General features: G+C 65.0%; 3 protein-coding genes. 2 read left to right on the top strand and 1 reads right to left on the bottom strand.

What is annotated here, in order from left to right; genetic code table 11:
* Positions 1 to 19 precede the first annotated feature (19 nt).
* A complete protein-coding gene (locus HV773_RS12745) occupies positions 20 to 790 on the bottom strand; it encodes a bestrophin-like domain (protein WP_129564094.1) in 771 nt (256 codons plus the stop codon).
* A 321-nt stretch (positions 791 to 1,111) separates the two neighbouring features.
* Between HV773_RS12745 and HV773_RS12740 the strand changes: the two genes are divergently transcribed.
* Together HV773_RS12740 and HV773_RS12735 are read left to right on the top strand one after the other, a co-directional pair.
* Positions 1,112 to 11,482 carry a YDG domain-containing protein gene (locus HV773_RS12740; RefSeq protein WP_175195285.1) on the top strand — a complete coding sequence of 3,457 codons (10,371 nt, stop codon included), beginning with the start codon at positions 1,112 to 1,114 and terminating at the stop codon, positions 11,480 to 11,482.
* 85 nt (positions 11,483 to 11,567) lie between these two features.
* Positions 11,568 to 13,274 (top strand): ShlB/FhaC/HecB family hemolysin secretion/activation protein, encoded by a 1,707-nt coding sequence (locus HV773_RS12735; protein ID WP_129564096.1) that lies wholly within the window; start codon positions 11,568 to 11,570, stop codon positions 13,272 to 13,274.
* The last annotated feature ends 217 nt before the right edge of the window (positions 13,275 to 13,491 follow it).

Raw genomic sequence — 13,491 nt, 5'->3', positions numbered from 1 at the left:
TTGCCGGTTTCATGCCGTTTCAGGGCAACTGTCCCAGCGACTGCTGCAGGCTGATCATATTGATGGGCACCACGCGAATCAGGCCGCCGCGCGGGCTGTCGATATCGGCGATCAACGAAAGCGAAAGCGCCACGGTCACCGGCAGCACGAACATCAGCACGCGCCGGCCGGTCGTGCCGCGCGCGCCGTAGCCCTGCATGAGGTTGCTGAAAAACGCGATCGCCATCATCAAGCCCCACGCCGAGACCGGAATGCGATTAAGCCAGGCCGCCTGAGTATAGCCTTGCGTATTCAGCACGTCGTTCATGCCGGCCACCACCAGCGCCGTAATCGGGTTGGGCCGCTCCACCGCCGCGCCGCGCACGCTCTCCCACAATTGCGCCTGGAGCGCGGTGGTTTTGTTATTGATCGCTTCGAGTTTTTGCGAATCGCGGGTTTTGTAGTTTTCGATGCGCAGTTCCAGATATTGGGCCAGCAGCGCTTTGACTTTGGGCGCGTCCGCGGCGCCCAGAAGGTCGGCGCGCACATATTCCGTGCCAATAGCGTTGGCTTCCTCTTCCTCATAGTTTTTGCGCTGGTCATAACGGCTTACCGCCATCGAGAGCGTAAATCCGATCAGCAGCGCGAGCAGCGTGAGGGTGGCGCCTTGCACCACGTTGTAATTGTCCCGCGCATCGTCGGAGAGTGGAAAGACGCGTTGCATGAAAAGCGTGCCGCAGGCGGCGGCCGCGCTAAGCAACACGATCAGCGCGACGAACAGGTAAGCGGGGTGATGAACGAGCTGGGCCATTTCTTCAATTCCTCGAGCTTTATCTAGTAGTAGGGGCCGGGCGTCAGGATTTTACGGTAACTGGCTCGTTTCGGGATATCGCTTCGTTATCTGGAATACGATCGTTTCGAATGGAATATCAGGCCGGCTTTTTCCATTGGGAGTTGCCCCGAGGGGCAATAATTTTTCCCCCAATACCTATGGCGGGTTTTTGCCGAATTACGAAAACTTACATACAGAGGCAAAAGGTCGATTTTGAGCGGTCGCGCCTTGCGTCCGTTATGTGCCTGGCCTTTATGCCGTGTCGATATTGCTCTTTCCCTGTATACGTTGGGCGATGCCATGAATCACATTTACCGTTTGTGCTGGAATCGTTCGCTTAGACAATGGGTGGTCGCGTCGGAGCTTGCGACGCGGCGTTCGGGCAGAGGCGCCAGCCGAACCGGCAAGGGCTTCCGGCGCGTCGTGGCGCTGGTCTTCGCAGCGGGCATGCCCTTCGTGCTGATCGGCCCCGCGCTTGCCGCGGGCGCGCCCACCGGCGGCCAGATCGTTTCGGGCGTGGGCTCGATCAGCCAGGCGGGCGCGGTCACCACCATTCAGCAGGGCAGCCAGACGCTGCAGCTGAACTGGCAGAGCTTTAACGTCGGCGCGAGCAATACGGTCAATTTCGTGCAGCCGGGCGCGAGCTCGCTGGCGGTCAACCGCATCCTCGGCAGTACGCCGAGCGCCGTGCTCGGCAACCTCAACGCCAACGGCCAGGTCTGGCTCATCAACCCCAATGGCGTGATGTTCGGGCCGTCGGCGCGCGTGAACGTCGGCGGCATCGTGGCTTCCACGCTCGATGTCGATCCGAACAGCCTCGGCAGCAGCAAACGTCGCTTCAGCGGCAACGGGCAGGGCAGCGTGATTAACCAGGGCACGATCACGGCGGCCGATGGCGGCTATGTCGCGCTGATTGGCAATCGCGTTTCGAACCAGGGCCTCATTAGCGCGCGGCTCGGCACCATCGCGCTGGCGGGCGGCAGCGCGGCCACGCTCACGTTCGACGGCTCGCGCCTTGTGCATATCCAGGTCGATGCGAGCACGCTCAACAATCTCGCCGAGAACAATCAATTGATGGTCGCCGACGGCGGCCAGGTGATCATGACCGCGGGCGCGAAGGACGCGCTGCTCGCGAGCGCCGTGAACAACACGGGCAAGATCCGCGCGCAGACCGTCGAGAACCACGATGGCTCGATCGTGCTGCTGGGCGGCATGGAGTCGGGCACGGTCAATGTGGGCGGCACGCTGGACGCGAGCGCGCCCAACGGCGGCAACGGCGGCTTCATTGAAACCTCAGCGGCGCATTTCAATCTCGCGCCGGGCACGCAGATCACGGCGGCGGCGCCGCTTGGGCGGGCCGGCACGTGGCTCGTGGACCCGACCGACTTGACCATCGACGCCACGGCAGCCAGCACCATTTCGGGCACGCTCAACGGCGGCACGAACGTGGTCGAGCAGACCACGGCATCGGGCGCGAGCGGCGCCGGCGTGCAGACTCCGGGCGGCAATGGCGACATCATCGTCGCCGCGCCCATCAGTTGGACCAATGCGGCCGCGAGCCTGACGCTCGATGCGTACAACGCCATCAACGTGAACGCGGGCGTGAACGGCGCGGGTGGCGTGACCATGCTGGCGCGCGGAGCCAACCTCACGATTGGCGCGGGCGGGTCGATCACGGGCGGCACGGGCGTGACGCTGTCCACGACCGGCAACTTCGTGAACAACGCGGGCGCCGCGGCTGTGAGCACGGGCACCGCCGCGCCGTGGCTGATCTATTCGACCAATCCGACGAAGGACGCCACCGGTGGCCTCACGCCTTCGTACATTCAGTACAACGCGCCTTATGGCACGACCCCGGCGGCCTCGGGCAACGGCTTTCTCTACAGCCTCGCGCCCACCATCACGCTGACCGGGCTGACCGGCAGCGTGACCAAGGTCTACGACGGCACCACCACCGCGAACCTGACCAACGCGAACCTGCAGACGACGGGCCTCGTGAACGGCGACGTCATCGCCAGCGCAACGGGCAGCTATGCCACGTCCAACGCGGGCACGGGCATCACGGTGAACTCGCCCACCACGTTCGCGGGCGTGAAGGTCACCACGGCGGGAGGCATCCCGGCCTACGGCTACCAGGCAACGGGCAGGGCCTCGGCCGACATCGGCACCATCACGCCCGCGCCGCTCACGGCCGCCATCGTCAACAACCCGACCACGGTGTACGACGGCACCACGTCGGCAACGCTCACGGCCAGCAACTACAGTTTTACGGGCTTCGTGCAGGGACAGGGCGCCACTGTGAACCAGGCCAGTTCGGTGGCGTACGCGAGCCCCAACGCCGGCACGGGCATCCCCGTCAACGCGACCTTCACGTCGACCAATTTCGTCGCCAACAGCGGCACGAATCTCGCGAACTACACGCTGCCGACCACGGCGACCGGCACCGGCACCATCACGCCCGCGCCGTTGAACATCACCGGCCTCATCGCCAATAACAAGGTCTACGACGGCACGCGGGCCGCCACGCTCAACACGGGCGGTGCGGCGATCTTCGGCGTCATCAGTTCGGACAATGGGCAGGTTTCGCTGAGCACCGCCGGAGCAACCGGCACGTTCGCCACGCCCAACGTGGGCAACGGCATTGCCGTGGCGGCCACGGGCTTCACGCTCACGGGCGCCAAGGCCGGCAACTATACGATCTCGCCGCCGCTCTATCTGGCCGCCAACATCACGCCGAAGTCGCTGACGATCACGGGCATCACGGCGAGCGACAAGGTGTACGACGCCACGACGGCGGCGGCGCTGAACCTCAGCAATGCCACGATCACGGGCCTCGTGCCCTCGGACACCGGCAACGTCACGCTCTCGACGAGCGGCGCCACGGGCGCGTTCAGCCAGTCGAACGTGGGCAACAACCTGGCTGTCTCGGTCAACGGCGTGACGCTGGCCGGATCGGCGGCCAGCAATTACAGCGTGACCGCCATCGCCAGCGGCCTCACCGCGAACATCACGCCGGCGCCGCTCACGATCACCCTGGTCGGCTCGCCGACCAAGGTCTACGACGGCACCAATCATGTCGTGCTGGGCCAATCGAACTACACGATCACGGGCTTCGTGGGCGGGCAGAGCGCGACCATCGGCCAGGTGTCGGGGGCCTATGCCACGTCGCATGCGGGCACCAACATTCCGATTAACGCGTCGCTCACGCCGTCCGATTTCGTGCCGGCGGCCGGCACGGCGATGTCGAACTACACGTTCTCGCCTTCGATAAGCGCATCGAGCGGGATCATTACGCCCGCGCCCGTTACCGTCAGCATCATCAACAACCCGACCAAGACCTACGACGGCAACGACACGGCCACGCTCGGGGCCAACAATTACCAGGTGGCCGGCGCGATTCCCGGCGAGTCCATCACCTTGAATCCCTACCCGCCGACGGGCACCTATGCCTCGTCCAACGTCGGCTATTGGAACGTGAGCGCGACCATTCCGTCCGGCGACTACCAGGCCGGCCCGAACACGCTGCTCTCCGACTACGCATTGCCGACCCTCGCGACGGGCATGGGCACGATCGTGAGGCGGCAGATCGGCCCCGGCTCGCTGACGGCGTCGATTACGGATAACCCGACGAAGACCTACGACGGCAACACGACTGCCACGATTCCCGCAGACGGTTTTACGTTTAGCGGCTTCGTCAACGGCCAGGGCGCGACGGTCAACCAGACCATCACCGGGCAGTACGCGGGGAAGGACGCCGGGTCCCAGCCAGTGACGGCGAGTCTCACGCAGTCCGAACTGACGCCGAACGCGGGAACCGACCTCAATAACTATACGTTCCCGGTCGCCGCCTATGGTATGGGCACCATTCTTCAGGCGCCGCTGACGGTCTATGTCTCCGGGCTGCCCAGGAAGGTCTACAACGGCGACACGGTCGCACCCGTGACCGGCAGCAACTTGACGGTCGCCGGCTTCGTGAGCGGCGAGGGCGGCAGCGTGACACCGACCTCGCAGTTCAATTACGCGAGGGCGGGCGCGGGCACCTGGATCGTCAGCGGATCGCTCGTGCCGGGCAACTACACCGCCAACAGCGGCACGCTGCTCAGCAATTACCTGTTGCCCCTCACCGCCTCGGGGCCGGGGATCATCACCCCCGCGCCGCTGTACGTCATCAACGCCTACGCAACCAACAAGGTCTACGACACCACCACGGCCGACACGCTCAATGTCAGCAGCGCGGCGCTCTCGGGCCTCGTGCCGTCCGACGCGGGCAACGTCACGCTCAACACGTCCACCAGCGGCACGTTCGCCCAGTCGAATGTGGGCAACGGCATTGCCGTGACGGCGAACGGCTTCAGCATTTCGGGCAGCGCAGCGGGCAACTACTCGCTGCAGCCGCTTACCGGGCTGGCCGCGAACATCACGCCCGCGCCGCTCACGGTGACTGGCGCAGTGGCGAACAACAAGGTCTACGACGCCACGACCGCCGCCACCATCAACACCAGCGTCGCCACGCTTTCGGGGGTGCTCGGCAGCGACAACGTCACGCTTTCGTCGGGCAGCGCCACCGGCCAGTTCATCACGGCGAACGTAGGCAACAACCTGCCGGTCGCGGCCAGCGGTTTTACCATCAGCGGTGCGCAGGCGGGCAACTACACTGTGTCGCAGCCGTCGGGCCTGTTCGCCAACATCACGCCTGCGCCGCTCACGGTTACGATCACCGGCAACCCGATCAAGCAGTATGACGGCACGACCTCGGTGAGCCTTGGCGCGTCCGACTTCACGATCTCGGGCTTTGTCGGGAACCAGAGCGCGCAGGTCACGCAGACCGCATCGAGCGGCTACCACTCGCCCAATGTGGGCACGAACGTCGGGATCAGCGCGACGCTCGAGCCGTCGGATTACTCGGCGGCGGTGGGCACGAACCTGTCGAACTACAGTCTGCCGACCCAGGCCACCGGCACGCTCGGCGAGATCACGGCGAAGATCATTAACCTGACCGGCCAGCGCGTCTATGACGCCACGACCGGCGCCAACGCAAGCCTGTTCTTGACGAGCAACGGCGTGATCGACGGCGTCAACGGCGAGACACTGGGCTTGACCGGCTCCGGCGTGCTGACCACCAAGAACGTGGGCAATCGGCAACCGTTCGTTGCCGGCGCCCCTGGCCTCAACACGCTGACGCTGGTCGACGGCAGCGGCCTCGCGAGCAACTACACGCTCTTGGGCGGCGTGGACTGGGTGACCATTACGCCCGCGCAGCTCACGGTGCTCAATACGACCGCGGCCGACAAGGTCTACGACGGCAACCGGAACGCAGCGCTGAGCAATGCGCTGTTGAGCGGCGTGCTCGGCACTGACAGCGTGGTGCTCGGCAACGATACGACCGGCCTGTTCAACACCAAGAACGTGGGCACCAACAAGCCGGTGTCCACGAGCATGACGATCTCGGGCACCGATGCGGGCAATTACACGCTCGTGCAGCCCACGGGTATTACCGCGAACATCACGCCGCTGAATGGCGCGCTGATCACGGCCACGGGCCAGGACAAGCAGTACGACGGCACGACTGCCGCGCAGGTTGGATTGAGCAGCACCTCCGTGGTGGCGGGCGATCAGGTGACTTTCTCCGATACGGCGGCCAACTTCTCGCAATCGGACGTGGGCAACAACCTCGCGGTGCACGTGAGCGGCATTACCGCTAGCGGCGCCGACGCGGGCAACTACGTGTTCACCAACACGACTGCGGACACCACCGCGAACATCACGCAGCGCATCCTGAATCTGCAGGGCTCGCGCGTCTACGACACCACGGCCAACGCCGTCTCGACGCTGTTCGGCAGCAGTGGCGTGCTTCAGGGGCAGAACGGAGAGACGCTCACGCTTTCGGGCACCGGCACGCTGGTGGACAAGAACGTGGGCAACCAGAAGGCGTTCTCGACCTCGCCGGACGGCCTTGCGGGCTTCACGCTGACCGGCAACGGCACGGCCAAGGCGAGCAACTATACGCTCGTGGGCGGAACCGACTGGGTCACGATCACGCCCGCGCAACTGGATGTAATCAATACCGTGGCCCACGACAAGGTATACGACGGCAACGCCAATGCGGTGCTGACCGGCGCGACGCTCAGAGGCGTGCTGGGCACGGATAGCGTGACCTTGGGCAACACGGACCAGGGCCAGTTCAACGATAAGAACGTGGGCACCAACAAGCCGGTGACCGCGAGCATGACGATCTCGGGCACCGATGCGGGCAATTACACGCTCACTCAGCCCCAGGACCTCGCTGCGGACATCACGGCGCTCAGCGTCAACGTGGTGGCGACGGCCGACAACAAGGTCTATGACGGCAACACGAACGCAACCGTCCACCTGAGCAGCCCGGGTGTCATTGCGGGCGACAACGTGACCTTCAGCAATACATCGGCCAATTTCGGCACGAAGGACGTGGGCACGGGCAAGCTCGTGACGGTGCTGGGCATCACCGAAGGCGGCACCGACGCGGGCAACTACACGTTCTCGAACACCAGCACCACGACCACGGCCGATATCACGCCCTACGTGCTGAACCTGATCGGCACGCGCGTGTATAACGCCACGACCAGCGCCGACGCAAATCTGTTCAACGGCGGCACGCTCGCCGGCGTGGGCAACGAGACGGTCACCCTGAGCGGTTCAGGAGTGCTGAACGACAAGAACGTCGGCACCCAGAAGCCGTTTGGGCTCGGCACGCTCGCCCTCGGCAACGGCAGCAACGGTGGTCTCGCGGGCAACTACACGCTCGCAGGCGGCACCGACCAGCTGACGGTGACGCCCGCCGCGTTGAGCGTGACCGGCACCACCGCCGACAACAAGGTCTACGACGCCACCACCAACGCGACCCTGCACAATTCGGCGCTCAACGGCGTCTTCAGCGGCGACGTGGTCACGCTGACCAACACCGCCAATGGCACGTTCGCCAGCCCGAACGTCAACGACGGCATTGCCGTCTCCACCAGCTTTGGACTGAGCGGCGCGGATGCAGGCAACTACACCTTGACGCAGCCCACGGGCGTCACGGCGAACATCACACCCTATGTGCTGAACCTGCAGGGCACGCGCGTGTACGACGGGACCGTCGTCGCCGCTCCCACGCTGTTCGGCAACAACGGCGTGCTCACCGGCGTGGCCGGCGAAACGCTCACGCTCTCCGGCTCCGGCGTGCTTTCCTCGCCGAATGTCGGCACCCAGGTGCCGTTCGGCGTGAACGGTACCACGGGCTACATCCTCACTGGCAACGGCAGTGCGCTCGCGGGCAACTACACGCTTGCTGGCGGCACGGATTGGGTGACCATCACGCCCTACGTGCTGAACCTGATCGGCACGCGCGTGTATAACGCCACGACCAGCGCCGACGCAAATCTGTTCAACGGCGGCACGCTCGCCGGCGTGGGCAACGAGACGGTCACCCTGAGCGGTTCAGGAGTGCTGAACGACAAGAACGTCGGCACCCAGAAGCCGTTTGGGCTCGGCACGCTCGCCCTCGGCAACGGCAGCAACGGTGGTCTCGCGGGCAACTACACGCTCGCAGGCGGCACCGACCAGCTGACGGTCACGCCCGCCGCGTTGAGCGTGACCGGCACCACTGCCGACAACAAGGTCTACGACGCCACCACCAACGCGACCCTGCACAATTCGGCGCTCAACGGCGTCTTCAGCGGCGACGCGGTCACGCTGACCAACACCGCCAATGGCACGTTCGCCAGCCCGAACGCCAACAACGGCATTGCCGTCTCCACCAACTTCGGACTGAGCGGCACGGATGCGGGCAACTACACCTTGACGCAGCCCACGGGCGTCACGGCGAACATCACGCCCTATACGCTGGTCCTGCAGGGCACGCGCGTGTACGACGGCACGACCGGCGCCGATGCCCAGCTGTTCGGCGCGAGCGGCGTGCTCACCGGCGTGGCCGGCGAAACGCTCACGCTCACTGGCACTGGCACGCTCGCGAGCAAGAACGTGAATGTGCAGCCGTTTGCCACGATCAACGGCCTTTCGGGCTTCACGCTCGCGGGCAACGGCAGCGCGCTGGCGAGCAACTACACGCTCGGCACCGGCGCGGGCGACTGGGTCAACATCACGCCGAAGGCGCTGACGATCACGGCCGTGGGCCAGAACAAGGTGTACGACGCCACCACGGCCGCCACGCTCAGCAGTTTCACCGTGAACGGCATCGTGGCGGGCGACAACGCAGCCGTCTTTTACAACTCGCCGACCTTCGCCCAGGCCAACGTCGGCACGGGCATTAACATCTCGGTCAGCCTGTACGCCGACGGCACGGACATCCGCAACTACTCGTTCGGCAGCCAGGTGGTGACGACGCAAGCGGACATCACGCCGCGTCCGCTGACGATCACGGCCAGCGCGAACAACAAGACCTACGACGCCACCACCACGGCCACGCTCAATGGTCTGAGCGTGAGCGGCTTCGTGCCGGGCGAGACCGGCACCTTCACGGCCGCCGGCGCGAATTTCGTGACGCCGAACGCGGGCAACGGCATCGAGGTCGACGTGACTGGCATCACGGGCAGCGGCAGCACGCTCTCGAACTACACGTTCGCCAACACCGCGACGACCACGGCGGACATCCTTCCATACGTGCTGAGCCTGCAGGGCACCCGCGTCTACGACGGCACCGTGGGCGCCTCGGCAGGTCTGTTCGGCGCCAATGGGACGCTCACGGGCGTGAATGGCCAGACGGTGTTGCTCACGGGCTCGGGCAATTTGCAGAACAAGAATGTGGGCGACCAGAAGCCGTTCGCCGACTTCGGCTCGCTCGCGCTCGGCAACGGCACGGGCCTCGCCAGCAATTACACGCTGGCTGGCGGCACCGACTGGGTCACCGTCACGCCGAAGGCGCTGACGATCACGGCCACCGGCAACAACAAGGTCTACGACGGCACGACAGTCGCGACGCTCGGCACCTTCAGTGTCACTGGCCTCATTCAGGGCGACAACGCTCAGATCGGCTACGATTCGGCCAACTTCACCACGCCCAACGTCGGCACGAGTATTCCGATCATCGTTGGCCTCACCGGCAGCGGCACGGACCTCAGCAACTACTCGTTCGGGCGTTCGGTGGTGCTGACCAGCGCGGACATCACGAAGGCGCTCCTGACGATCACGGCCAGCGCGCAGAACAAGGTCTACGACACCACGACCAACGCCACGCTCAATGGCTTGACCGTGACCGGGCTGATCGGCAGCGACACCGCCTCCTTCACGGCCGGCAGCGCGAACTTCGTCACGCCGAACGCCGGCACCGGCATCACGGTGAACGTGGCGGGCATCACGGGCACGGGCAGCGACCTCAACAACTACTCGTTCAACACAACCGCGACCACGACCGCCGACATCACGCCGTACATCCTGAATCTCACGGGCACGCGCGTGTACGACGGCACGAATGTGGCCGGCGCGCATTTGTTCGGCAGGAACGGCGTGCTCGATGGCCTGAACGGCGAGACGCTCACGCTGCTCGGCCAGGGCACGATTGCGAGCCGCAACGTCGGCGACAAACTGCTGCTCACGCCGGGCGACCTGAATCACGCGCTGGTCGGCAACGGCTCGACGCGCGCCAGCAATTACACGCTGGTCGGCGGCATCGACTGGGTGACCATCACGCCGCTCGCGGTCAACGTGAGCGCAACCGGCGTGAACAAGGTCTACGACGGCAACACGGCCGCTTCGGTCGGCCTCGCGAGCAACGGCATCCTGAGCGGCGACAACGTGAGCTTCAGCGCGCAGTCGTCGAACTTCTCGACGCCGAACGTCGGCAACGGCATTGCAGTGGCCGTGAACGGCATCACGGCGAGCGGCGCGGACGCGGGCAACTACACGTTCAACACGGCCGCAAGCACCTCCGCGAACATCACGCCGTACATCCTCAGCCTGACCGGCAGCCGCGTGTACGACGCGACCACGGGCGCATCTGCGGGCCTGTTCGGCAGCAACGGCGTGCTCCAGGGCGCGAACGGCGAAACGCTCACGCTTTCGGGCACCGGCACGCTCGCGGACAAGAACGTGGGCAACCAGAAGTCGTTCGCGGCGAACGGCCTTTCGGGCTACACGCTGACCGGCAACGGCGCGGCGCTTGGCAGCAACTACACGCTCGCGGGCGGCGTGGACTGGGTCACGGTCACGCCCGCGCCGCTCACGGTGGTGAATACGCAGACGACCAACCGGTTCTACGACGGCACCGTGCTCGACCCGCTGTCCGGCGCAACGCTTGCGGGCGTGCTGGGCCAGGACAACGTCGCGCTCGGCAACGACACCGTGGGCTATTTCAACAATCCGGCGATCGGCTTCGGCAAGCCGGTGAGCACGGCGATGACGATCAGCGGCGCGGACGCGGGCAACTACGTGCTCCAGCAGCCGAGCGGCCTCACCGCCAACATCATCGCGCCGGAGTCGCCGATCCCGCTGGGCTCGCTCGCGAACGTGCAGGCGCCGCTCGGGCCGCAGGACGTCTCGACGCCGTACGGCACGGCCTCGGACAGCGCGCAGGGCAATTACGCGGGCAACCAGAAGCAGGAAGACCATCCCAATGAGCGCAATGTGGCGCGCTCGGACTTCCATCCGGGGATGGCGCTCACGGTCCTGAACGGAGGGGTCCGGCTGCCCACGAACTGAGCCAAACCCTGAGCCCTCCGGGTGGAGGAGAAGAACAACGCACGCGCAGTAGCGCGACCCAAGGCGACCCAAGGCATTAGATACCATGATCGAGACTCGCTCGAACCGCTTGCGCAAAACACGAACCTGCCTCGCCATCACGCTCGCCACGACGGCGCTGGCCGCGCACGCTCAGGTGCGCCCACCGGCGGCGCCGAACAGCGGCAGCGGCCAGTTGCTCCAGCAGGTGCCGCAGCCTTCACTGCAGCCGCCTTCCTCGAACCTCGGTCTCACGATCGAGCAGCCGAAGGAGGCACCGGCGGACAACACGAAGACGTTCCCGGTCCAGAAGATCGAGATCACCGGCAACACCGAAATACCCACCGAGACGCTGCGCGAGGTGGTCGCGCCGAGCGAGGGCAAGAACCTCACGCTGGCCGACCTGAACGCGCTGGCCGACCGCATCAGCGACGTGTATCACGAGCACGGCTTCCCGCTCGCAACCGCTTACGTGCCTGCGCAGAAGATCGAGAACGGCGTCGTGCGCATCGACGTGGCCGAGGCGCGCTACGGCGCCATCACGGTGAATAACCCGAACGACATCGCGCCGCGCCCGATCAACAGCACGCTCGCGGCGTTGCAGTCGGGGCAGCCGGTCAGCGAATTCCAGCTCGAGCGCACGCTGCTGCTGATGCAGGACATTCCCGGCGCGGAAGTGAACTCGACGCTGCGGCCCGGTCAGCAGGTGGGCACCTCCGACCTGCTCGTCGACGTGAAGCCGCAGCAGCGCGTGACCGGCGACGCGGGCGTGGACAACTTCGGCGACCCGTATAGCGGACGCGTGCGCGGCAGCGGCAACCTGAACATCAACAACGTGTTCAATCAGGGCGACCTGCTGGACTTCAGCGCGTTGACGACGGGCGAGGGCATGACCTACGGGCGCATGGACTACCGCTACCTGCTCAACGGTCAGGGCACGACGCTCGGGGCCACGGTGTCGGCGCTCGACTATCGCCTCGGCAACGACCTCGAGGCGCTCGATTCGCACGGCTCGGCTTTCACTGCGGGCGCGGTGCTCTCGCATCCGTTCATCCGCAATACGCGCGGCAATCTCTACGGACAACTCGAATACGACTTCCGCAGGCTCAACGACAATATCGACATCATCGGACTGCAGAACGATCGCCACACCAACAGCGTGTCCCCCACGCTCGCGGGCGATGAGCTCGATGCGTACGGCGTGTCGAACGCACGCCTTTCGATGACGTATGGCGTGCTCTCGGCGAACAACTGGCAGACCGACTTTGTCGACCAGCTCGGAGCGGACACGGCGGGCCACTACGTGAAGCTGTCGCTGTCGATGTCGCGCCTGCAGCAGCTCACGCGCAACGACGCGCTGTACTTTGGCTTCTCGGGCCAGACTTCGAGCAAGAACCTCGACACGTCGGAGCAGTTCTACCTGGGCGGTCCCAGCAGCGTGCGCGGCTATGACGTGGGCGTGCTGTCCGGTTCGCGGGGCTATCTGGGGACGGTCGAATACCGGCACGATGCAACGTTCCAGAATATTCCGGGGCTCTGGCAGTTTTCGGCGTTCGTGGATACGGGTTGGATCCAGCAATACAAGAACACCTTCGTGCCCGGACCCAACACGGGGCAGTTGAGCAGCGCCGGCGTTGGCGTGCAATGGAACGGCCCGTACAAGCTGCTGGTGAGCGCCAGCGTGGCGTTCCCATTCGGACGCACGCCGGAAATTCTCAGCTCGCGAGCCAATACCTCCGCTCACTGCTGGCTGCAATTGCGCAAGGCGTATTAAAGACTGCCTCCAGCTTTTTCCCCCATTTAAATTCTCCGCCGAATCGACATGCAAATGTCGTTTCGGCGGCATTGCGCTGCGCGGCATCATCGTGTTGCATTAACCGGGCTGACTCGTTTCCATTAGGGCTAATTGCGCCGCTTTTTTATCCATTTCATTTCATGATGTGAATTTATTGCCCTAAAGGGCAATTTAATTTGCCCCGAATACCTATGTC

The sequence above is a fragment of the Paraburkholderia caffeinitolerans genome, from assembly GCF_902859945.1.
GTDB lineage: Bacteria > Pseudomonadota > Gammaproteobacteria > Burkholderiales > Burkholderiaceae > Paraburkholderia > Paraburkholderia caffeinitolerans.
Note: the sequence above shows the minus strand (reverse complement) of the source record. Positions and strands in the feature narration are given on the sequence as shown.